Origin of the sequence: Vibrio sp. 1CM24A, from assembly GCF_023161725.1 — a bacterium.
GTDB lineage: Bacteria > Pseudomonadota > Gammaproteobacteria > Enterobacterales > Vibrionaceae > Vibrio > Vibrio coralliirubri.
The window spans coordinates 17671-41130 of sequence record NZ_JALNTS010000007.1 but is presented as its reverse complement, the minus strand read 5'-3'; the positions used below and the strand labels follow the sequence as shown (position 1 = coordinate 41130).

The window sequence follows — 23460 nt, the reverse complement described above, 5'->3', positions numbered from 1 at the left end:
AGCTGTCTATATATTGATTTTGCATAGCGTTTAAGGATGACTCTGGAGAGATTATAACAGTCTTAGCCAAACTCCTAAAACAAGACAAAGTCAATTGAGAGTGGACAACTCGACTATAGCCCGGGATTTAATAAGTTTTATGAACGCAAACCGTGAACATCAGTGTGATGTATTAGTGGTAGGAAGTGGTGCGGCAGGCTTGTCATTAGCCTTACGCGTAGCAGAACATGCAAAAGTAATTGTATTAAGCAAAGGACCACGCAGCGAAGGATCGACGTATTACGCACAAGGTGGTATCGCCGCGGTGTTCGATGAGTCGGACAGTATTGAGTCTCATGTAGAGGACACTCAAATAGCTGGGGCTGGGTTATGCGAAGAAGATACAGTTCAATTCATTGCCGAAAATGCGAAAGAGTGTGTGCAATGGCTGATTGATGGTGGTGTTCCATTTGATAAAGATGAGAACAGCACCGAAGGCCAACCAAAATATCACCTCACTCGTGAGGGTGGCCACAGTCACCGCAGAATTCTGCACGCTGCCGATGCAACTGGCATGGCGATGCAAACCTCACTACAAGATAACGTCAACAACCACCCAAATATCGAGATCTTCGAGCGCCACAATGCGCTGGATTTGATCACGGAAGATAAGATTGGTGGTTCAAAAGACAAGGTGATCGGTGCCTACATTTGGAACCGTAACCAAGAACATGTTGAAACCGTGCGCGCTAAGTTTGTTGTATTAGCAACAGGCGGCGCTTCAAAGGTTTACCAATACACCTCTAACCCAGATGTCTCTTCAGGTGATGGAATTGCTATCGCTTGGCGTGCGGGTTGTCGTGTGGCAAACCTTGAGTTCAACCAGTTCCACCCAACGTGTTTATTCCACCCAGAAGCGCGTAACTTCCTGCTAACGGAAGCACTGCGTGGTGAAGGTGCCTACTTGCGTCGTCCAGATGGCTCTCGCTTTATGAAGGACTTCGATGAGCGCGGTGAACTGGCGCCACGTGATGTGGTTGCTCGTGCAATTGACTTCGAAATGAAGCGCTTGGGTGCCGACTGTATGTATGTTGATATCAGCCACAAGCCTGAAGAATTCATCACAGCGCACTTCCCTATGATCCACACTCGCTTGATGGACTTGGGTATCGATATGACCAAAGAGCCGATCCCTATCGTGCCAGCTGCTCACTACACCTGTGGTGGTGTCATGGTTAATAAGCAGGGTCAAACCGACCTAACGAACTTGTATGCGATTGGCGAAGTGAGCTACACAGGCTTACACGGTGCAAACCGTATGGCTTCTAACTCACTGCTTGAGTGTGTGGTTTACGCATGGGCAGCAGCAAAAGATATCGTTGAGAACATCGACCAATCTCAATTGTGCGCTGAACTGCCTGCATGGGATGAAAGCCAGGTCACCAACAGTGATGAAGAAGTTATCATTCAACACAATTGGCACGAACTGCGCCTGTTCATGTGGGATTACATGGGCATTGTTCGAACGGATAAACGACTAGAGCGTGCATTGCGTCGTATTCAGATGCTGCAACAAGAAACTCATGAGTACTACAGCTACTTCAAGGTTTCGAATAACTTATTAGAACTACGTAACTTGCTACAAGTGGCAGAGCTAATGGTTCGTTGTGCAATGCAACGTAAAGAGAGCCGCGGCCTTCACTACACGTTGGATTACCCTGAACTTGCTGAAGACAGTGGCCCAACGATTCTGACGCCAGAGAAACGCCAAGCATAATAATTGGTTAAACGTGCTTAGCGAATTAGCCATCAGCGGAAAATGATTAAACGAAAGGGAGCCGAGTGCTCCCTTTTCTTTTGTCTAACGCTTTCTTTTATCTAATACTTTCTTTCATCGAATAGTTTGGCTTCTCTAGCGTGCTCGTTGTAAGTTCGCCAGAAAATGACGATATTCGCGATCGCAACAACTGTCTCGCCAAAGCAGTACCGAATACCCACATTCAAACTGCAATTTAACGAAGAACTGCGCCCAGATCTTATCAACGGACTTGAGTCGGTAAGTTCGGTCATTGAGTCGAATATCACCATCCTCCTTGTAATCAAAACGCCCATGCGCACTATTTAGAATCACATGGTTGTTTCTGAACAAGCGAATCATTAAAGCTAAGCAATAAAGGCTGGCGGCAAGCGGGATAGAAGACAGGACGATGAAAAACAAAAGGCACCCAAAAATAGTGCCTTTTGCAAATAATGCGGAATACGAAGGGTTAAGCTGAAGCTTAACGAACCTTGCTGAGGTTGTGTGCGACAATTTTATCAACCATTGATGCATGGCCTAGGTTTTCACTGCGTCCGTGTCCCATTACCCAAGTAAACAAATCTGGGTCATCACACTCTAACAGAGAAACAAACTCGCGCTGTTCCTGCTCTTGCAATGAATCAAAACACTCTTCGAAAAATGGCATGATGACTACATCAAGTTCTAACATGCCGCGACGGCAACCCCATTTAATTCGTGCTTTCTGCTCTGCAGTGTACATTGGCTATCCTCACCTATAATTTTTCTTTCTCGGAGTGTAACAAGTCATACGCCCTGCAACTACTATGTGAGTCACAGTCCCTATCTAAGCTCACAAAAAAACCTAGGCTGACAAAGAAACAGAACCGGATTAACATAGAGCCAAATAAAATTCTTAGGAAAGATAAAATGGATTGGAAAAACACATTTCAGCCACTCGCTCATACGCAAAATGAATCCCTTCCAGAACTGATGATGACACACGTGTCAGACTGGAGTGCAATTACCATGATAGGCGATGACAAAAAGTCGTACCTACAAGGTCAAGTAACGTGCGATGTCGTCACTCTTCCTAATGATGAATCCACGTTAGGCGCGCACTGTGATGCAAAAGGAAAGGTATGGAGTATCTTCCGCCTGTTCCATCACAATGGCGGTTACGCGCTCATGCAGCCTAAATCTGCGATTGAAGTAGAACTGGTCGAAATCAAAAAATACGCCGTGTTCTCTAAGGTTGATATCGAGCAAACGACAGATGTTGTTATCGGTGTGATGGGCGCATCTGCGGATCAATACATTAATTCAATTTCAGAAAGCCAAGGTAACGTGCGTGCTATCTCTGGTGGCACAGCGGTTAAAGTCTCTGACAATCGTTGGGCGCTGCTTATTACGGAAGAAGTTGCTGCAACTTTAGTCTCAAGTAGTTCAGCAGAAAAAGTATCAGAAGCACTTTGGCAATATCATGAAATTCTAGATGCTCAGCCTAACCTATCGAAAGCAGAGCAAAACGAGCACATTCCTCAAGCGCTTAACCTGCAAGCGATTGGTGGTATCAGCTTTTCAAAAGGCTGCTACACAGGTCAAGAAACGGTAGCTCGTGCCAAGTACCGTGGCATGAACAAACGTGAAATGCGCATTGTTTCAGGAACGACAGCAGAAGTATTGTCTCTAGAGAACCCAATTGAACTAGAGCGTAGCGTGGGTGAGAACTGGCGTGGCGCAGGCCGACTATTAAACGTCTATCAATTTGCTGATAACCAAGCGATGGGTTTGATGGTACTGCCAAACAACCTTGATGACGATGTTCAGCTTCGACTGACCGCGCAGCCTGATCAAACATGGAATATCCTGCCACTGCCGTACAGCCTTGACGACGAGTAACCACGTGGAAACGCTGATTACACAATGGCTAGATCAACAGCAGGTGAACTATCGCCTGCTGATGCAAAGCAAGCCAACCACCAGCATTGAAGAAACCGCACAAGAGCGAGGCATCGACGCCTCTCAAATGGTGAAGTGCATCCTGCTCAAGGATATGGGCAACCAGTATGCGTTAGCCTGTACTGCTGGCGATCGCTCTGTCGACCCCAAGAAAGTACGCTCGGTATTGAATTGCCGTCGAATGACCTGCGTGTCGCTCGCTGATGTTGAAGCGATCACTGGCTTTAAAGTGGGTTGCGTTGGCCCGCTTGCTCTAAAGAGACACATGCCGATCATTTTTGATCCTTCCATTCAGAACAACTCGACCGTGACCATTAGCTCCGGCGATCGAATGGCTGGCGTTGCGCTGGATCTCAATGATCTTATGGCGCTATGTGCACCGACTGTCGCGGACATCAGTCGATGATCGTTTCGATCACATCATGCTTCGCAAACTTCATTTGAATATTTCATTGAGTACATTTTTAGTGTGAACTTCGTCATAAGAAGAACACACCATTAATAAATAGTTACTCAAAATAAAAGCATAAGTAGTCACAAAGTTAAATTTGCGTTATTGTAAATTTACTGACTAGCTATTAAGCAAATCAGTGCAAGTGAATCCACTGAGTAACATCAGTATCCACTTTTGTGTAATGCATCTGTGACTATTCGCCCGTTTTAGACGGGCTTTTTTTTGTTCGAAATTTACAATTTGATTACACAAACCAAAAAATCCCGCCTATTCTTATACTTGTAACATTATCACTGCTTAATACCGAACAGGAAAGTTCACGGCAGTTCACTACTCAGTATTATTTTGGGGAGGAGCTCACGTAAAAATAGATATTTACTGAAGAAAGTGCTTAGAACAGCACAAATATCTAATTAACGTCAACTCTACTGCATATAACTCCATGCTTATCACAATTATTATCTCGGAGTTTTTCTATAATATGCAGGCTAGGTAAATATAAGGATAATTAAGAATGAGACTGTTTAAGCGCTATACACCGAGTATGATTGCTAAACATGTAAGTCGACTTTTCAAAGGACGAATCTACATTTACGGCGTAGGAAAATTTGAGTTTGATAACGGTAAGCTAGTGCTACCAGACCGAGCAGAAAAACGTCACTTTCAAACAGTGAAAGAAATAAATAGTGAAATCATGAAACTGCGCTGCGCGTACGCATGACCTGATTATCTACAGAATTAAAAACAAAAAGGGTTGGCATTATGCCAACCCTTTTTTCGTACCAATTTTCGTATCAATGATGATTCGATAAATCACCAGAACACTATGTCACTATCGATGAGTCACAGGACGCTTAGCTAAGTCAGGAAGATTGCCAGACAAACCCAGTGCGCGCTTCATGATCTCATCTTTCGCACCCGGTAATTGGCCTGCTAGCTTCATACCGATACCACGAATCAGCTTCTTGGCTGGGTTATCGCCTTCAAACAGATCTTTAAAGCCCTGCATTGAAGCAATCATTTTCGCCGCCTCTGCTTTTCTCCAGCGCTCGTAGCCGCGAAGATTACGCTTGGTGCCAATATCCTCACCTGCAGACCATAGCTTTAATAGCTCTTGCGCTAAGCTTGCTGCGTCTAATAGGCCAAGGTTCACGCCCTGCCCTGCTAATGGGTGAATGGTATGAGCAGCATCACCAACCAAAGCCACACGCTCTACCGCAAAGTCACGCGCATAACGCATACGCAGTGGGAAGGCAAAACGGTCACCAACCACTTCGCACAATCCAAGCTTCGAGTCGAACTCTGCCGTTAGCTGCTTATTAAAATCAGCATCCGACATGGATACCAGCTTCTCGGCACGGTTTGGTTCCGTAGACCAAACAATCGAGCTCATGTTGCTTGGTTGCATTGGTAGGAATGCCAATGGGCCTTGAGGCGTGAATATTTGACGAGCAACGCTGTGGTGCGGCTCTGTGGTTTTGATGTTCGCGACAATCGCACTGTGTCCGTAATCCCAATGTGTTAGTGGGATATCTTGCTGCTTACGAACCCAAGAGTTTGCGCCGTCTGCTCCAACAACTAACTTAGCTGTCAATGCTTGACCATTATCTAGCGTTAACCATGCTTCGCTTTCACCAATCGCCATCGTTTTACACGTTGCGGGCATATACAGGCTGACGTTGTCTTGCTTCTTAACCTGATCAAGCAGCGCTAATTGAATCACACGGTTTTCAACGATATGGCCAAGGTTAGGCTGAGCCAAGCGTGTCGAGTCAAACTCAATACGAGCAAAGCTGTCTTGCTCCCACACTTCCATCGCTTGATACGGTGCAGCGCGTCTTTGTGCGATACCTTGCCATGCACCTAGGTTACGAAGAATCACTTCACTAGAACGACTCAACGCGGATACACGTACATCAGGCAACTCACTCAGCCCTTCGCTGGGAGCTCTGCCTTCAATGACAGCAATTCTTAAGTCACTGTCTTTTAGGGCAGCAGCGAGCGCTAGGCCAACCATGCCACCACCAACAATCGCGATATCAACACTTTGCATCATTATTTATTACCTTATCTTTCTACTAGGCCAAGCGTATGACGCAAAAGTGGACCTTTAAGTGGTGGAAGGTTATCTATTACGGCTAACCCAAGATTACGCCCAATGCGAGCGGTCATATAATCATTTGAGAACAGGTGAACTAGGCTTGAAGTCAATGTGATCGTGGCTTCTCTGTCTTGTTCTCTACGCTTTCTAAAGTTAACAAGACCATTGTAACGACCCACATCATCTAGTTGAGTACACAACTCTTCTGCCAAGGAAGCCACATCTCGAATACCTAGGTTAAAGCCTTGCCCCGCAATTGGGTGAAGCGTTTGAGCGGCATTACCAACAATGGCAAATCGATGAGAGATATTTTGTTGTCGGTGACGAAGAATGAGAGGGTAGCTCGCACGCTTGCCGACTTTCTCTAATCGGCCAAGTCGCCAGCCAAAGTCACTCTGCAGCTGCTCAAGAAATTCATTGTCGTTTAGCGTCATCACTTTTTGTGCTTGCTCTGGTGTTAAACACCAAACCAGAGATAAACGGTTGTCACTCATTGGTAATAGAGCAACTGGCCCATGGTGGGTAAAACGCTCAAATGCGCGACCTTGGTGAGGTTCACTCGCCACGATATTGGCAATCACAGCGACTTGCTCAAAGTCGTGCTCACTCAATGAGATATTGAGCTGTTGGCAACAGGTTGAGATTGCACCGTCAGCAGCAACCAATAACTTGGTGGTTACTATTCGCCCACTTGTCAGCTCAATCGTCGTTAACGCTTCTTCACGTTCAACTTTACTGACAGACTCAGGGCAAAGCATGGTAATTGCCGCTTCTGATTCAAGTTTCTGCTGATAGATTCGACCCACATCTGCCAACTCGACCACGTAGCCAAGCGCATCTACAGCAAGCTCTTCACTGTAGATGTCTGTCATTCCAGCATGCCCGCGATCCGAAACATGGATATCTTTAATCGGGGTCGCGACCGGAGCGATAGATTGCCATAAGCGCAAAGAATCCAGGATCTGCACCGTGCCATAGGACAAAGCGATCGAACGAGAATCAAACCCAGGGTGAGCTTGATGATCAACCTGATAAGGCTCCACAACCGCAATCGACAGTGAACCTTGGCTTAGGTGATTCAAAGCAAGGGCTAAGGTTGCCCCTGCCATTGCGCCACCAGCAATTACAACATCATACTGAGCCATCATAACCTCAAACCGGCCAACGAATTAATGAATGGTAGGCGCCGCATCTTCAGATGGGCGTGCACCAAATTCAGCATGAATCGTTAGTGCGCACGCTTTTACGTGCTCAATAACGTGTTCTAGAAGCTGCGCTTGTTCTTCCATATCATCTTCTTCGTCAATGCCTAACTTAGCCATCTCTTCAAGATCAGCTAATGCTTCTTTAGTACTGTCAGACGCTTTATTCAATTGAGCGCCAACCAAGCCTAAGCCAGAAATGAAATGGTTAATCCAATCAGACACACCATCAGCCAAGTCAAATAGGCTTGCGCTTGCGTCTTCGTCAGGTAGCAACATAGACAATTCCATACCTGAGCCTGTGATTTCACTGGTCGTGACTTTCAGCGTCGCTTCCGCTAGCGTTAATGCGCGATCTGGCCAACCCATACCCTCATTGGTGTAATCGAAGATCAGCGGTTGCCAGCTTTTATCTGCAAGGCTTAAGCCTCCGCTTAACATACCCGTTAATAAACCGTGCATCTCAGCAGGGGTTACGGCTAGACTTGCCGATTGAAGTTCAGTCGCAACCGTTAGGTAGTCAGGTAAAGTAGTTTCGCTCATCAGATAGCTCGCTCAGTTATTCTTTATATCGATAGTATAATCGTACCACTTCACCCCAATTCTGGTAAGCATCGATCCCCAGCAATTGAAGTATGACTGACTATCAATTGTTCAATTTGCTGAATTACTGTGTGCTCAAGCTCTCATTTACAAACAGTCACTCTGAAAAGCTTGAATCTTAATAGCGGTTTACCTATAGTTTCTCCCTCAGAGGAGATTGCTTCCTCATCGGTACTTGCACTTTTTCTTTCTCAAAAAATGGCGAAGGGCAACAGCCTTAAAATAGCGCGTTAAAGAGTTCATCCATCATGAGTAATCAAGCGGTAGACGTTGAAATATTAGGAAAACTGACTCGAGTGAATTGTCCTCCAGGGCAAGAAGAGTCATTGATTGCAGCGGCGGCCGATCTTGATAATCGATTGAAAGAGATGGCTGAACGTACTAAGGTAACCAATGAAGTGAAGCTGCTGACTATCGCAGCTCTGAATATTTGCTACGAATTACAAACCAAGAAGTTTGAAGCAAATGATGAACAAAACGCACTGACCGAGCGAATGGAACAGCTCACGACATCACTTTCAGATGTCCTCAGTAAAGTTAAGCACGGACAGCAATAGCGTACACAAAATTTACCCTGGAGTGTTTGTCAGAGGATTCACGTCCCCGAGCCGATAAGCAATCCCTAAGGGTTAGTACTTGAGTGCTATTGAGCATGCTCGGCCCGACCGAGAAGCCTACGGTAATCATTGCTGATCCGCCTTGAACTCGCTGGTTCAAGGGCCATCTATTCTCAACGGCACTTTGGGGTATCCCTTCTTATGAAGACGCTCACACGCAGCGAATTTCGCAAACAGATCCGTATCAAGCGCAATGCCTTATCTGGCGACCAACAAACTCAATCCGGTATAGACTTAGTTAAGCAGTGCATGCAGCTTGATGAAATTCAGTCTGCTCAGCATATTGCACTTTATATCTCTATCGATGGCGAACTCGATACCCAGCCTTTAATCGAATGGTTATGGGCGCAGGGTAAGCAAACTTATTTACCAGTATTGCACCCCTTCTCTGCCGGACACTTGCTGTTTCTGCACTACTCGCTAACCACACCGACGGTCTTGAATAAATACGGTATTGTCGAACCTCAGCTCAATCAGATGCTGGTTAAACCTTGTCAGCAACTCGACCTTATTCTTACGCCCCTTGTCGGCTTTGACTCTCATGGCCATCGTTTAGGTATGGGCGGCGGATATTACGATCGCACCTTGGCGAAGTGGTTCGAGACGGGCGAAGGCGCAACTCCTATTGGTTTGGCACATGATTGCCAACATGTCGATACCCTACCGATTGAAGAGTGGGACATTCCGTTACCTAAAATCGTGACTCCGAGTAAAACTTGGCAATGGGAAAACAACCATTAAAGCGCTATAATCGCGCCGCAAACGTTAACCTCGATATATAAACGTTAACCTCGATATATAAACGTTAACTTCAATACGCGAACGATTAATTCAAAGCGCAAGACCTTATTCAGGAGAATGGCATGACTCAAGATGAAATGAAAAAAGCAGCGGGCTGGGCAGCACTTCAATATGTTGAAGAAGGCAGCATTGTAGGTGTAGGTACTGGCTCTACAGTAAATCACTTCATCGACGCACTTGGCACAATGAAAGACAAAATCAAAGGTGCGGTTTCAAGCTCTGTAGCCTCTACTGAAAAACTAGAAGCACTAGAAATCAAAGTATTTGAGTGCAACGACGTATTCAAACTAGACATCTATGTCGATGGCGCAGACGAGATTAACGCTTCACGCGATATGATCAAAGGCGGCGGCGCTGCTTTGACTCGTGAAAAAATCGTAGCAGCTATCTCTGACAAGTTTGTGTGTATTGTTGACGGCACTAAAGCAGTTGATGTGTTGGGTAAATTCCCACTGCCTGTTGAAGTAATCCCAATGGCACGTTCATACGTGGCACGCGAACTGGTTAAGCTTGGTGGTGACCCAGTTTACCGCGAAGGCTGTACAACTGATAACGGCAACGTGATCTTAGATGTGTATGGCATGGCGATCGAAAACCCGAAACAACTAGAAGATATCATCAACGGTATCGCTGGTGTTGTGACGGTTGGTCTGTTCGCTCACCGTGGCGCAGATGTGGTTATCACAGGTACGCCTGAAGGTGCAAAAATCGAAGAATAAATAATAGAAGATTGAGTTTTTCTGTTACTTCATTACATACGGTGCCCTAGGGCGCCGTTTTTTTTGCTTTATTGCTGTAAAATTATGTCTTATTCCGTAATTTTCTTACCCAAAACATTTTTTTTTTGTTACTTTATTGTTCAGAAGACGCACAGGGAAAACGTTTGTCTCCTAACAAAGTGGTGAATTTGTTCCCCTTTCAGCCATTTTGTAGCACGTGCGCCGCATTTGCCCAACCTTTCCATTTTAAGGACGAGAACAATGGCCAAAGTTTCACTGGAAAAAGAAAAAATAAAAATTCTACTTCTAGAAGGTCTTCACCCTTCTTCTGTAGAAGTACTGCAAGCCGCTGGTTACACAAACATTGAGTACCACAAAGGCTCGCTACCGGAAGATGAACTTCTTGAAGCAGTTAAAGATGCTCACTTCATTGGTATTCGTTCTCGCACTAACATCTCCCAAGAAGTTATTGATGCAGCTGAAAAGCTGGTTGCCGTTGGTTGTTTCTGTATTGGTACTAACCAAGTCAACCTTCAAGCAGCAGCAAAACGCGGTATCCCTGTGTTCAACGCACCGTTCTCAAACACTCGAAGCGTTGCTGAGCTCGTTCTTGGTCAGGTTCTCTTGCTACTACGTGGCATTCCAGAAAAGAACGCTCTTGCACACCGTGGCATCTGGAAAAAGAGTGCCGACAACTCTTACGAAGCTCGTGGTAAACGTTTAGGTATTATTGGCTACGGTCACATCGGTACTCAACTGGGTATTATTGCTGAAAACCTTGGCATGCGTGTTTACTTCTACGACATTGAAAACAAATTGTCTTTAGGTAACGCAACGCAAGTTCATACCATGACGGAATTACTGAACAAGTGTGACGTAATCTCTTTGCATGTACCTGAAACCAACGAAACAAAAGACATGATGGGTAAAGAAGAGTTCGAGCGCATGAAGCCAGGTTCTATCTTTATCAACGCAGCTCGTGGCACGGTAGTCGATATTCCTGCTCTGTGTGGCGCTCTGGAGTCTGGTCACCTTGCAGGTGCAGCGATCGACGTTTTCCCAACAGAACCAAAAACCAATGCAGACCCGTTTGAGTCGCCATTGATGCAGTTCGACAACGTGATTCTTACACCTCACGTAGGAGGTTCAACTCAGGAAGCACAAGAGAATATCGGTGTTGAAGTGGCTGGCAAGCTAGCGAAATACTCTGATAACGGTTCTACGCTATCAAGTGTTAACTTCCCAGAGGTATCTCTACCGTTACACACGGGCACGTCTCGTTTGCTGCACATTCACGAAAACCGCCCAGGTATCCTAACTCAGATCAACACCATCTTCGCTGAAGAAGGCATTAACATCGCGGGTCAGTACCTACAGACTGCGGCTGATATGGGTTATGTAGTTATCGATGTAGAAGCGGATCGTTCAGAAGAAGCACTGCTTAAACTGAAAGAGATCGAAGGCACAATCCGTGCTCGTCTACTTCACTAATCATCGAACTCGATATTAGTAAAAACAAAAAGGCTCTCATTATGAGAGCCTTTTTAGTATTTGGCCTATCGTAGGTAATTAGATCACCATGATCCAAAAGCCTCTATAGCGCTATCTTATTCTTCGATCTGGTAGATCACATTAACACGATCGCGAATGGTGATCGTTGAGTCTTCATAAGAGTTCGACTCTGTTCTCGCATCCATCGCCATTGAACGCATTAACACAGGCTGAGAAGATTGTGCGTTGTAATCAACACGCCAAACATCACCCAACTCACGCTCAAACCCACTCGCTAATGATTTAGCTTTCGATCGCGCATCCTTGATGGCTTCTAAGCGCGCTTGCTCTTGATACTTGGCTTGATCTCGAACTTGAAGCTGAATGTTGTCGATCTGATTAATGCCTTCTCCAATAGCAATATCCATGTACTCATTAAGATTGGCTAGCTCAGTCACTTGAACGGTCACATTACGTGAAGCGCGGTAGCCAACCAGTTCCGGTTTGCCATCTTTCGGGTAGTGATATTGAGGAGATAGATACAGGTTTGAGCTATGAACACTCGCCTCATCAACACCAGCTTGATGCAACTTATTTAGAAAGCCTGTCACGACTTTATCAACGGTATTTTTAGCCTGTTCAGCAGTCATCGTCGATTCCACGACTCTCACAGAGAATGTCGCCATATCAGGTGTCGCGATCACTTCACCATAGCCTGTCGTTGAAATATGAGGAAAGGATGGAGAGTCTGCCAATGATGGAAAACTCACAGCACTCAACGCCGCAGTAAGAGTAAGAGACGTTGCTAACATCTTTGGTACAAGCTTCATTAGGTATGACCTATGCTAAACAAATGTACTTTCATCATAGAGCAATTTATCGTTTAGCCAATCCAGAGCACACACTTCTAACAGAACTTTGACGCTGAAAAAACCAACAGTTTACTGAGGTAAGTGATTGTGAGCAAAACTTAATATCGCTTGAGACACCTCTTTTAATACCCCGCTCTCAAGCTGCCAATGGTGCCAATAGATGCGATAAGAGAGCAGAAATCCAGGTGTGATATCAATCAGAGCACCAGACTCGAGCTCATCGATAATCTGTAATCGAGGAATCAAGCAATAGGCGACACCCGATAATGCCAAGCGCACGAATGCTTCTGAACTGCCGACCGTATGATTGATCACACTGTCTCTCGGGACGTTAAAATGATCATGCAGAAACTTCTTATGCAGATCATCGTATTGATCATAGGAAACCGCAGGCGCTTTGCTTAAGGTGGCGTAGTTTACGCCCTCTGAGAAATAACGCTGATGAAAGCCAGGGCTAGCCACGCACACATAATCCATCCTACCGAGATAGTCAGCACTGCAGCCAGGAATCGCTTGAGACTCCAAACTGATTGCACCGGCCACCTCGCCACTTTTTATCTTTTCAATGGTTCTCGACTCACCATGAATCGCGAGGTTCAACTCGACTTGGCGAGATTTCATCACATCCGACAAAGCCGGTAGCAGCCATGTCGCCAAACTATCAGCGTTAGTGGCTATGGATATCGATAGTGGCTGAGTTCCCTCTTCATTCATCAACTCAGGCACAAGTTCGTGCTCTAACAAACGAACACGGCGATATAGACCCAGTAATTTTTTACCTGCAGGCGTTGGCCTAGGCGGGCTTTCTCTCACCAAAGCAGGCTGAGCCAACCACTTTTCCAACTGTTTGATGCGCTGAGATACCGCCGACTGAGAGATATATAACTGCTCAGCAGCCCTTTCGAAGCTACGTTGTTTTACTACGGCATCCAGTGCTTCTATCCATTTATAATCCAATCCGCGCATCAATTTGCTTCCTTTTTAAGCTACCTGACCACCACATTAGCAACTCTAATAATAGATTAAAATCATTAATTATACTTATTTAAAGGGTCGGAGTATCTTCGCCATAGAGCACGTAAATATCGTTAAATAAGTGGAGGTTAAAATGAGTTTTTGGGTTTTATTACAAGGTTTTGGTCTAGGGGCAAGCATGATTATCCCTATTGGCGCTCAAAATGCGTACGTCCTAAATCAAGGGATAAAACGCAATCATCATTTAACGACAGCAACGATTTGTAGCCTGCTCGATACTCTGTTTATCTCATTAGGTATTTTTGGCGGTGGAGCGATCTTGTCGCAAAATGAATTACTACTTACCTCCGTAACATTAGGTGGCATCGCTTTTCTGACTGTGTATGGTTTGCTATCACTACGCAGTGCATTCAAAGTGCGCACCAGTGATGAATCGAAAGGTGAGATATTGGCGCGTGGCAAGCGCACTGTTATTTTAGGGGCATTGGCAGTAACAGTATTAAACCCACACCTCTATTTGGATACCGTGGTGATTCTTGGATCCATTGGTGGGCAATTTGAAGGCAACGACAGAATTGCGTTTGCTATGGGGACTATATTGGCTTCATTCGTCTGGTTTTATTCCTTGTCATTGGGCGCGGCAAAGCTAGGCCCAACGCTATCTAAACCGAATGTTAAGAAAGGCATTGATATCGCAGTCGCGACCATGATGCTCGCAATTGCAGCAGTGCTTACCAATGGACTGATTGAGCAGTATTGGTAAATCTATTTTGCTTCATGAAACCAACAAAAAAGGCGGACAACCTAAGTTATCCGCCTTTCCTTATAAAAGCTTATAGCTATAAAAAATAACTAAAAATTAAGCTTCTACTTTATTCATGTGTACATCCATTTGCGGGAATGGAATTTCGATACCTTCGTTATCCAAGCCTTCTTTGATTGCTTGCATAAGGTCAAAATACACATCCCAGTACTCTGCTGTGTTAACCCATGGGCGAACAACAAAGTTTACTGAAGAGTCCGCTAGCGTGTGAACACCAACTTGAACACCAGGCTCTTTCAGTACACGCTCATCAGATTCACAAATCTTAGTCAGTAGCGCTTTTGTCTTTTGAAGATCAGCGTTGTAAGAAACACCAATCATCAAATCAATACGGCGAGTATTATGACGAGAGTAGTTAGTAATTGGGCTACCGATAACGCTACCGTTTGGTACTACTACCATTTTGTTATCTGGCGTTGTTAGAACAGTTTGGAAGATCTGAATTGAATCAACTGAACCTGCTACACCACCAATTTCCACATAGTCACCAGACTTAAATGGACGGAATGCAACGATAAGTACACCAGCAGCAAAGTTAGATAGTGAGCCTTGTAGTGCAAGACCAACGGCTAAACCAGCCGCACCAATAACAGCAACTACAGATGCCGTTTGAACACCTAAACGACCAAGTGCAGCAATTAAAACAATAACAAACAATAGGTAGCGAACTAAGCCGTGAATAAATTCCACAACAGCTCGGTCCATTTTCTTCTTCTGAAGAACCTTAGACACGCTATTCGCTACTGCTTTAACAATAAGGTTACCAATAAATAGAATTATCAGTGCTGAAATGATATTTACGCCATATTGGATAAATAAATCTGAATTATTTGTTAACCACTGCTCTGCTTGAGACAAACCATCCACAAGTGGAGTCTCAATCGCTGTCGAACTATCAGCCATAATGTGCATCCTCTATATAATATGCTATGGGCTAAACTGCCTTAAGCCTAATTTACTCTGCAATATAATAAACAGTTTAATTACCGTTAAGTCATTGTGTTAAAAGTAAATTAAAGCCAAGTCCTTTTTATAAACTGAACCAAGTTCAGTTTTTCGGCACGATATCCTATCTTTGACAGATTGCAAAGTCATATTTATGTAAGCTTTTGAATTATTAAAACTTACCGATAAACACAAATACCGATAACTAAAAGACTACGAAATTTATTCACCGTAGGCTAGGTTTTTCACATATTTAATACAAGTTTTTATCAGACATAAAAAAACCCGCTCGATGAGCGGGTTTTTAAAACTTAAAGAGTACTTAATTCAAAGAATTATAGTACGTCTACAGCGTTAAGGTCAGCAAATGCTTTCTCTAGACGAGCAACCATTGAAGCTTGACCAGCACGTAGCCATACGCGTGGATCGTAGTACTTCTTGTTTGGAGCAGCTTCGCCAGTTGGGTTGCCGATTTGACCTTGTAGGAAATCGAAGTTGTCAGCAGAGTACTGACGGATACCGTCCCAAGTTGCCCACTGTGTATCAGTATCGATGTTCATTTTGATAACACCGTAGCCGATAGACTCTTGGATTTCTGCTTCAGAAGAACCAGAACCACCGTGGAATACGAAGTTTAGAGCGTTAGGTGCGATACCGAACTTCTCTGCACAGTATGCTTGAGAGTCACGTAGAATAGTTGGAGTAAGTACAACGTTACCAGCTTGGTAAACACCGTGTACGTTACCGAAAGATGCAGCGATAGTGAAACGTGGGCTAACAGCCATTAGTTTCTCGTAAGCGTATGCTACGTCTTCTGGAGAAGTGTAAAGCTCAGATGCGTCCATATCAGAGTTATCAACGCCGTCTTCTTCACCACCAGTACAACCAAGTTCGATCTCGATTGTCATGTTCATTTTAGCCATGCGCTCTAGGTACTTAGCACATGTTTCGATGTTCTCTTCTAGAGACTCTTCAGAAAGGTCTAGCATGTGAGAAGAGAATAGAGGCTTACCAGTTTGTGCGAAGAACTCTTCACCAGCGTCTAGTAGGCCGTCGATCCATGGAAGAAGTTTCTTAGCAGCGTGGTCAGTGTGCAGGATAACTGGAACACCGTAAGCTTCAGCTACAGCGTGTACGTATTTTGCACCAGCTACAGCGCCAAGAACCTGTGCGCCTTGACCTTCAAGTTTAACGCCTTTACCTGCGAAGAATGCAGCGCCGCCGTTAGAGAACTGAACAACTACTGGAGCTTTAACTTTAGCAGCTGCTTCTAGTACAGCGTTTACAGAATCAGTACCAACAACGTTTACAGCAGGAAGAGCAAATTTGTTTTCTTTTGCTACTTCAAATACTTTCTGTACGTCATCGCCAGAAATCACACCAGGTTTTACAAAATCGAAGATCTTAGACATGGAAATAGTCCTATTTATTCTATCGTTTTAAGATTAAAAAACTTAAGTTTAAAAACTTGCAATCGTTTGCTCACAACTTATGCCATTCTAGCAAAAAAGTGTGATATGCAGCAAACGTTAAAAGGCGAGATTCACATCTCGCCTTTCTAAATCAATTATGCTTTAGCACGCTCTTCAAGCATTGCTACTGCAGGAAGTACTTTACCTTCAACGAATTCAAGGAAAGCGCCACCGCCAGTAGAGATGTAAGAAACGTCAGCTTTGATACCGAACTTGTCGATAGCTGCTAGCGTGTCACCACCACCTGCTACAGAGAAACCTGCAGACTCAGCGATTGCTTTAGAGATACCCGCTGTACCCGCTTCGAAGTTCTTGAATTCGAATACGCCTACAGGGCCGTTCCAAAGGATAGTTTTCGCGTTGCCGATGATTTCAGCTAGTGCCGCAGTTGAATCTGGACCAAGGTCGAAGATCATGTCGTCGTCTTGAACTTCAGAAACGTGCTTGATTTCAGCTTCTGCGTTTTCGTCGAATGCTTTAGCACATGCAACGTCAGTTGCTACTGGGATAGCACACTCTTTCATTAGCTTTTGAGCCGTTTCAACTAGGTCAGCTTCGTATAGAGACTTACCTACGTTGTGACCTTCAGCAGCGATGAATGTGTTCGCGATACCACCACCAACAACAAGCTGGTCAGCAATTTTAGAAAGAGATTCTAGAACGGTTAGTTTAGTAGAAACTTTAGAACCACCAACGATAGCCACTAGTGGGCGAGCTGGGTTGTCCATTGCTTTACCAAGCGCTTCAAGCTCAGCAGCTAGAAGAGGGCCAGCACATGCTACAGGAGCGTAAGTACCAACGCCGTGTGTAGAAGCTTGAGCACGGTGAGCAGTACCAAATGCATCCATTACGAAGATGTCACATAGTGCAGCGTATTGCTTAGAAAGTGCTTCTTCGTTCTTCTTCTCGCCTTTGTTAAAGCGAACGTTTTCAAGAACAACAAGTTCACCAGCGTTTAGCTCTAGGCCGTTTACGTAATCTTTAGCTAGTTTAACTTCGCAGTCTAGTGCGTCGTTTAGGTAGTTAACTACAGGAGCTAGAGAGAACTCTTCGTTGTATTCGCCTTCAGTAGGACGACCAAGGTGAGAAGTAACCATTACCTTTGCGCCAGCTTCTAGGCAAAGTTTGATAGTTGGTAGAGATGCAAGGATACGTGCATCTGAAGTTACTTTACCGTCTTTTACTGGTACGTTTAGGTCAGCACGGATAAATACGCGTTTACCTGCAAGTTCCAGGTCAGTCATCTTGATCACAGACATGATTTGTCCTCTCAAATTTAAATAAATATAAAGTTTTGGAAACTCAGCAACCCTGCTAAGCCTATAAATTATTCAACTGGTAATTCTTTCACTACTAATAATATGTGGACTCTTAGTATTTATTTCAAGCTAAAAAATAAATAATCCGCACATTTGCTTCTAGGTCTTACTTCTTGCCTTCAGAAGCTTGCATTGCAAGAACCGTATCCAGCATTCGGTTCGCAAAGCCCCATTCATTATCACACCACACTAGCATTTTAACTAAGTGGCCGTTGCTCACTCGCGTTTGTGAACCATCAACGATTGCGCTATGGGGATCGTGATTAAAGTCGATGGAAACGAGCGGCGCTTCAGTATAGTCAACTATATTGTGTAATGTACACTGGGATGCATTAACAATGGTTTGATTTACGTCATTAACTTTCACATTTGCATTAATTGTGACACTTAAATCCATCGCTGTTACGTTTACCGTCGGCACACGCACAGATATAGCTTCAAATTTGTTGGAAAATTTCGGGAAGATTCTTTCAATACCTTTATGCAACTTGGTATCAACAGGAATGATCGATTGGCTTGCCGCTCGAGTACGGCGCAAATCGCTGTGGTACGCATCGATAACTTGTTGATCATTCATTGAAGAGTGAATAGTCGTGATCGTACCGGACTCGATGCCAAAAGCGTCATCAAGAACCTTAATGATAGGGACAATACAGTTGGTGGTGCATGAACCATTGGAAACGATTCGGTGGTCCGCTTCGATGGTATCGTGGTTCACACCATAGATAATGGTGTTATCGAGGTCATTGGCACCTGGGTGAGAAAACAGTACCTTTTTTGCCCCAGCAGCAATGTGCGCGAGGCCGTCATCTCGGCAACCATAAACACCGGTACAGTCGAGAACAATATCCACCTCAAGGTCACGCCAAGGCAACAAATCAATATCAGCAAGATGTAAGATACGAATGGTATCAAACTCACCCTTATCTTCAGCACCAATGCCATGATGGACATAGATGTGCTCTTGATCGTTAGAGATTTTCTTGCCGAAGCGGCCGTGACTGGTGTCGTACTGCAATAGGTGAGCCATAGCGTCAGGCTGAGCAAGCTCATTGACAGCTACTACTTTGATTTGTTGGCTTTTGCCACTTTCATAGACAGCGCGTAATACATTACGCCCTATTCGTCCAAATCCATTTATCGCGACTTTTAGCATAGTTCCGTACATCTAACCAAAATTTCGTGCAACAGATGATAACTGAATCCTACCCAAAAGGCATTACTTGAATAACTCAGCTTGTTCATGACTGATTGATCTGTTGCTTATAAGGGGTATACCAATCGTAGTAAATAACTGTTCATTCTAGCTTGTTAAAACACTCGATAACTTCGTTAGAATTTTTGATTGTAGAATAACTACTTATCGAAACTTCTTGTCGAAAAGAGCCGCCTTGTTCTCAAGCGTTTTTCCTTCGCTATTTCTGAACACTTACTTACTGTGATTGGTATGAGTCTAGGAGAAAACAAATCCCAGAGACAAAAAACCGAGCTCAGCGCTCGGTTTTTTTATTCATTTCATTGTTAGCACTAAGCTAGCAATCAATGATTAAGCAAGAAGCTCTTTCGCTGTGTTTACTACGTTTTCAGTAGTGAAACCGAACATCTTGAATAGTTCGCCTGCTGGTGCAGATTCGCCGAACGTTGTCATACCGATGATCTTGCCACCGAAACCAACGTACTTGTACCAGAAGTCAGCGATGCCAGCTTCAACAGCAATACGTGCTGTAACGTCAGATGGAAGTACAGACTCACGGTACTCAGCATCTTGCTTGTCGAACGCGTCAGTTGCAGGCATAGATACTACGCGTACTGCTTTACCTTCAGCGGTTAGTTGTGCAGCAGCTTCAACTGCAAGCTCAACTTCAGAACCCGTTGCAATGATGATTAGTTCTGGCTTACCAGCACAATCTTTCAGGATGTAACCACCCTTAGCGATGTTAGCTACTTGCTCAGCGTTACGATCTTGTTGTGCAAGGTTTTGGCGCGAGAAGATTAAAGATGAAGGACCATCTTTACGCTCAATAGCCAGTTTCCAAGCAACTGCTGATTCAACTTGGTCACATGGACGCCATGTGCTCATGTTTGGCGTTAGACGTAGAGAAGCGATCTGCTCAACCGGTTGGTGAGTAGGACCATCTTCGCCTAGGCCGATAGAGTCGTGCGTGTAAACTTGGATGTTCTGAACTTTCATCAGAGCAGCCATACGCATTGCGTTACGAGCGTATTCCATGAACATTAGGAACGTTGCGCCGTATGGTACGAAACCACCGTGCAGAGCGATACCGTTCATGATAGCCGTCATACCGAATTCACGTACACCGTAGTGGATGTAGTTACCAGAAAAGTCAGTTGCTTCAAGAGACTTAGAACCAGACCACATAGTTAGGTTAGAAGGCGCAAGGTCAGCAGAGCCGCCCATGAATTCTGGAAGCATTTGGCCAAACGCTTCTAGTGCGTTTTGAGATGCTTTACGTGAAGCGATGTTTGCTGGGTTAGCTTGAAGATCAGCAATGATTGCGTTTGCTTTCTCTTCCCACTCAGCTGGAAGTTCGCCGTTAGTACGACGTTTGAATTCTGCTGCTAGCTCAGGGTAAGCCGCTGCGTATGCGTCAAACTTTGCATTCCACGCTGCTTCTTTCGCTGCGCCTGCTTCTTTTGCATTCCACTCAGCTGCAATATCCGCTGGGATTTCGAAAGGACCGTGTTCCCAACCCAGTGCAGCTTTAGTTGCTGTGATTTCATCAGCACCTAGTGGAGCACCGTGACAGTCGTGCGTACCAGCTTTGTTTGGAGAACCAAAACCGATGATAGTTTTAGTACAGATAAGTGTAGGGCGAGGGTCCGCTTTAGCCGCTTCAATCGCTGCGTTGATAGCGTCAGAGTCGTGACCATCTACCGCTGGGATTACATGCCAGCCGTAAGCTTCAAAACGCTTAGGTGTATCGTCAGAGAACCAACCTTCAACTTCACCATCGATAGAGATACCGTTGTCATCCCAGAAAGCAACCAGCTTACCAAGACCAAGCGTACCTGCTAGCGAACATGCTTCGTGAGAGATACCTTCCATCAGACAGCCATCACCCATGAATGCATAAGTGTAGTGGTCTACGATGTCGTGCCCTTCTTTGTTGAACTGAGCAGCAAGCGCTTTCTCAGCCATTGCCATACCAACAGCGTTAGTGATGCCTTGACCTAGAGGACCAGTCGTTGTCTCGATACCAGGAGCGTAACCGTACTCTGGGTGACCTGGAGTCTTAGAGTGCAATTGACGGAAGTTTTTCAGGTCTTCAATTGAAAGCTCGTAACCTGCAAGGTGAAGCAGAGAGTAAATCAACATTGAACCATGGCCGTTAGACAAGATAAAACGGTCGCGGTCAGCCCACTCTGGGTTTGCTGGGTTGTGGTTCAAGTGGCCACGCCAAAGAACTTCAGCGATGTCAGCCATACCCATAGGTGCGCCTGGGTGGCCTGAATTTGCTTGTTGAACACCGTCCATGCTAAGTGCGCGGATTGCATTGGCTAGATCTTTACGAGAAGGCATGTCTGCTCCTGAGTACATAAGCGATTTAAAAAAGAGATAATTGCTAAAGTTTTCATTTTTATTAGCGCGGGTATTCTCTCAAACGACTATTGCGACTGCAAACGTTTTACTGGCATTTTAACGGTCATTTTTCGCAATTTTCGAACATTTACATCACTTGGCAGTGGCTTATCTCAATCGATACGCAAACGATTAGTTATGACATATCATAAAAAAGAGCTTGTAATTCGACCGCTGGAATTTAGAATAGCCGTCTAGATGTAGAAACACCTACAAATTATACTGTATTTAATGGCGGCGCTTCCTAGCTTGCGACGCCATAAACTATTTACACCAAAAACTAAAAGTGGAGCTCTCATGGCTAAGCACCTATTCACTTCTGAATCTGTTTCAGAAGGCCATCCAGATAAAATTGCAGACCAAATCTCTGATGCTGTTCTTGATGCCATCTTGGAACAAGATCCAAAAGCACGTGTTGCTTGTGAGACTTACGTTAAAACCGGCATGGTTATGGTTGGCGGTGAAGTAACAACGTCTGCGTGGGTTGATATCGAAGAAATCACTCGTGAAACAGTACGTGAAATTGGTTACGTTCATTCTGATATGGGCTTTGACGCTGACTCTTGTGCTGTTCTAAACACAATTGGCAAGCAGTCTCCAGACATCAACCAAGGTGTTGATAAAGAAGACCCTAAAGAGCAAGGCGCAGGCGACCAAGGCATCATGTTTGGTTACGCGACTAACGAAACTCCTATCCTAATGCCAGCTCCAATTACTTACTCTCACCTTCTTGTTAAGAAGCAAGCTGAAGTACGTAAGAGCGGTAAACTTGACTTCCTTCGCCCAGATGCGAAATCTCAAGTTACGTTCCAATACGACCAAGGTAAAATCGTTGGTATCGACGCTGTTGTTCTTTCGACTCAACACTGCGATTCAGTAACAACACCTGACCTACGTGAAGCAGTAATGGAAGAGATCATCAAGCCAGTACTTCCTGCTGAGTGGATCAACAAAGACACTAACTTCTTCATCAACCCAACAGGCCGTTTCGTAATCGGTGGCCCAATGGGTGACTGTGGTCTAACAGGTCGTAAGATCATCGTTGATACCTACGGCGGCGCAGCTCGTCACGGTGGCGGTGCATTCTCTGGTAAAGATCCATCAAAAGTTGACCGTTCTGCAGCTTACGCGGCTCGTTACGTTGCGAAAAACATCGTTGCTGCTGGCATGGCTGACCGTTGTGAGATTCAACTGTCTTACGCTATCGGTGTTGCAGATCCAACATCTATCATGGTTGAAACGTTTGGTACTGAAAAAGTAGCTCACGAAATCATCATCGAAGCTGTTCGTCAAAACTTCGACCTACGTCCATACGGTCTTCAAGAGATGCTGAACCTTCTTCAGCCTATCTACAAGCAGACTGCTGCATACGGCCACTTCGGTCGTGAAGAGTTCCCTTGGGAAGCGACTGACAAAGCAGCAATCCTTGCGGACTTCGCTGGCCTAAAATAATTTAGCCACTGCGATTTGTTTCTTTAAAGCCCTTACTTCTTAGTAAGGGCTTTATTTTTATGTACTTACCAAATTTTTACTCACCATTCTCTTATCTAACGCCCTTCTTTACCGTTAACCACTTAGTATAAAAAACCGCTGATAATTTGTGTTTTCTAACACTACTGACAATAGTTAAGGTAACTCCTAAGCGATCAAGCTCACATTTAACTTAAATTAATTCAGTCTGATAACGCTCGTTAAATGCACGCTAGAACAAAAACTGGGATGACAAAGAGCAATTTAGCTCAACACC

At 44.7% G+C, this 23460-nt stretch carries 22 protein-coding genes and 1 other RNA gene; 11 read left to right on the top strand and 12 right to left on the bottom strand.

Features of this window, described 5'->3' with window-relative positions:
• The first annotated feature begins 139 nt into the window (after positions 1-139).
• Positions 140-1756: an L-aspartate oxidase gene (nadB, locus tag MSG38_RS16070; RefSeq protein ID WP_048605812.1), complete on the top strand. Its 1617-nt coding sequence runs from the start codon at positions 140-142 to the stop codon at positions 1754-1756.
• Between the two features lie 135 nt (positions 1757-1891).
• Here nadB and MSG38_RS16065 read toward each other — a convergent pair whose 3' ends face one another.
• Positions 1892-2311, bottom strand: coding sequence for a protein YgfX (locus MSG38_RS16065; RefSeq protein WP_348983505.1), 420 nt, complete (start codon positions 2309-2311; stop codon positions 1892-1894).
• Positions 2259-2519 (bottom strand): succinate dehydrogenase assembly factor 2, encoded by a 261-nt coding sequence (locus MSG38_RS16060; protein WP_004735374.1) that lies wholly within the window; start codon positions 2517-2519, stop codon positions 2259-2261. The genes MSG38_RS16065 and MSG38_RS16060 overlap by 53 nt, the downstream gene beginning before the upstream one ends.
• Positions 2520-2686: 167 nt before the next feature.
• Here MSG38_RS16060 and ygfZ point away from each other — a divergent pair, with 167 nt between their 5' ends.
• From ygfZ to MSG38_RS16045, 3 genes are all read left to right on the top strand, one after another.
• Positions 2687-3658 (top strand): tRNA-modifying protein YgfZ, encoded by a 972-nt coding sequence (gene ygfZ / locus MSG38_RS16055; RefSeq protein WP_248402215.1) that lies wholly within the window; start codon positions 2687-2689, stop codon positions 3656-3658.
• Positions 3659-3662: 4 nt separating this feature from the next.
• Positions 3663-4124 (top strand): YbaK/EbsC family protein, encoded by a 462-nt coding sequence (locus tag MSG38_RS16050; protein ID WP_048605859.1) that lies wholly within the window; start codon positions 3663-3665, stop codon positions 4122-4124.
• Between the two features lie 562 nt (positions 4125-4686).
• Entirely contained in the window at positions 4687-4893 is a 207-nt protein-coding gene (locus tag MSG38_RS16045) for a DUF1107 domain-containing protein (protein WP_009847660.1), read from the top strand.
• Between the two features lie 111 nt (positions 4894-5004).
• Here MSG38_RS16045 and MSG38_RS16040 read toward each other — a convergent pair whose 3' ends face one another.
• Genes MSG38_RS16040 through MSG38_RS16030 form a run of 3 tightly spaced genes read right to left on the bottom strand, consistent with a single transcriptional unit; the run spans position 5005 to position 8018 of the window.
• Positions 5005-6228, bottom strand: a complete 1224-nt coding sequence (locus MSG38_RS16040) for an FAD-dependent 2-octaprenylphenol hydroxylase (RefSeq protein WP_248402214.1) — start codon at positions 6226-6228, stop codon at positions 5005-5007.
• 11 nt (positions 6229-6239) lie between these two features.
• Positions 6240-7418, bottom strand: coding sequence for a 2-octaprenyl-6-methoxyphenyl hydroxylase (gene ubiH, locus MSG38_RS16035; protein ID WP_248402317.1), 1179 nt, complete (start codon positions 7416-7418; stop codon positions 6240-6242).
• 24 nt (positions 7419-7442) lie between these two features.
• The gene (locus MSG38_RS16030) at positions 7443-8018 is read right to left on the bottom strand and encodes a YecA family protein (protein ID WP_050052683.1); all 576 of its coding nucleotides are present in this window, start codon (positions 8016-8018) and stop codon (positions 7443-7445) included.
• 308 nt (positions 8019-8326) lie between these two features.
• Between MSG38_RS16030 and zapA the strand changes: the two genes are divergently transcribed.
• The 5 genes from zapA (at position 8327) to serA (ending at position 11706) form a co-directional block, all read left to right on the top strand.
• Complete coding sequence (zapA, locus tag MSG38_RS16025; RefSeq protein ID WP_004735366.1) at positions 8327-8635, top strand: cell division protein ZapA; 309 nt, start codon at positions 8327-8329, stop codon at positions 8633-8635.
• Between the two features lie 11 nt (positions 8636-8646).
• A non-coding RNA gene (gene ssrS, locus MSG38_RS16020) (6S RNA) lies at positions 8647-8830 on the top strand.
• Between the two features lie 6 nt (positions 8831-8836).
• A complete protein-coding gene (locus MSG38_RS16015; RefSeq protein ID WP_248402213.1) occupies positions 8837-9436 on the top strand; it encodes a 5-formyltetrahydrofolate cyclo-ligase in 600 nt (199 codons plus the stop codon).
• Between the two features lie 122 nt (positions 9437-9558).
• Complete coding sequence (rpiA, locus tag MSG38_RS16010) at positions 9559-10215, top strand: ribose-5-phosphate isomerase RpiA (protein WP_048605825.1); 657 nt, start codon at positions 9559-9561, stop codon at positions 10213-10215.
• 261 nt (positions 10216-10476) lie between these two features.
• Entirely contained in the window at positions 10477-11706 is a 1230-nt protein-coding gene (gene serA, locus MSG38_RS16005) for a phosphoglycerate dehydrogenase (protein WP_017059058.1), read from the top strand.
• A 116-nt stretch (positions 11707-11822) separates the two neighbouring features.
• Here the strand turns inward: serA and MSG38_RS16000 are convergent, their stop codons facing one another.
• Both MSG38_RS16000 and MSG38_RS15995 read right to left on the bottom strand, forming a co-directional pair.
• Positions 11823-12536 (bottom strand): oxidative stress defense protein, encoded by a 714-nt coding sequence (locus tag MSG38_RS16000; protein ID WP_057622276.1) that lies wholly within the window; start codon positions 12534-12536, stop codon positions 11823-11825.
• 111 nt (positions 12537-12647) lie between these two features.
• Entirely contained in the window at positions 12648-13544 is an 897-nt protein-coding gene (locus tag MSG38_RS15995) for a LysR family transcriptional regulator ArgP (RefSeq protein WP_050621007.1), read from the bottom strand.
• Between the two features lie 142 nt (positions 13545-13686).
• Between MSG38_RS15995 and MSG38_RS15990 the strand changes: the two genes are divergently transcribed.
• Positions 13687-14316: a LysE/ArgO family amino acid transporter gene (locus MSG38_RS15990; protein WP_248402212.1), complete on the top strand. Its 630-nt coding sequence runs from the start codon at positions 13687-13689 to the stop codon at positions 14314-14316.
• 96 nt (positions 14317-14412) lie between these two features.
• Here MSG38_RS15990 and mscS read toward each other — a convergent pair whose 3' ends face one another.
• The 5 genes from mscS to tkt all read right to left on the bottom strand — a co-directional run bounded on the left by mscS (position 14413) and on the right by tkt (position 21653).
• Entirely contained in the window at positions 14413-15279 is an 867-nt protein-coding gene (gene mscS, locus MSG38_RS15985; protein ID WP_048605830.1) for a small-conductance mechanosensitive channel MscS, read from the bottom strand.
• Positions 15280-15656: 377 nt separating this feature from the next.
• On the bottom strand, positions 15657-16733 hold the full coding sequence (gene fbaA / locus MSG38_RS15980) for a class II fructose-bisphosphate aldolase (protein ID WP_010435694.1): 1077 nt from the start codon (positions 16731-16733) through the stop codon (positions 15657-15659).
• Positions 16734-16888: 155 nt separating this feature from the next.
• Positions 16889-18052, bottom strand: coding sequence for a phosphoglycerate kinase (locus MSG38_RS15975; protein ID WP_017059064.1), 1164 nt, complete (start codon positions 18050-18052; stop codon positions 16889-16891).
• Between the two features lie 166 nt (positions 18053-18218).
• Entirely contained in the window at positions 18219-19268 is a 1050-nt protein-coding gene (gene epd, locus MSG38_RS15970; protein ID WP_048611458.1) for an erythrose-4-phosphate dehydrogenase, read from the bottom strand.
• A 390-nt stretch (positions 19269-19658) separates the two neighbouring features.
• Positions 19659-21653: a transketolase gene (gene tkt, locus MSG38_RS15965; RefSeq protein WP_052878806.1), complete on the bottom strand. Its 1995-nt coding sequence runs from the start codon at positions 21651-21653 to the stop codon at positions 19659-19661.
• A gap of 357 nt (positions 21654-22010) precedes the next feature.
• On the opposite strand from tkt, the gene metK reads away from it, so the two are divergent.
• On the top strand, positions 22011-23165 hold the full coding sequence (metK, locus tag MSG38_RS15960; RefSeq protein WP_017062234.1) for a methionine adenosyltransferase: 1155 nt from the start codon (positions 22011-22013) through the stop codon (positions 23163-23165).
• The last annotated feature ends 295 nt before the right edge of the window (positions 23166-23460 follow it).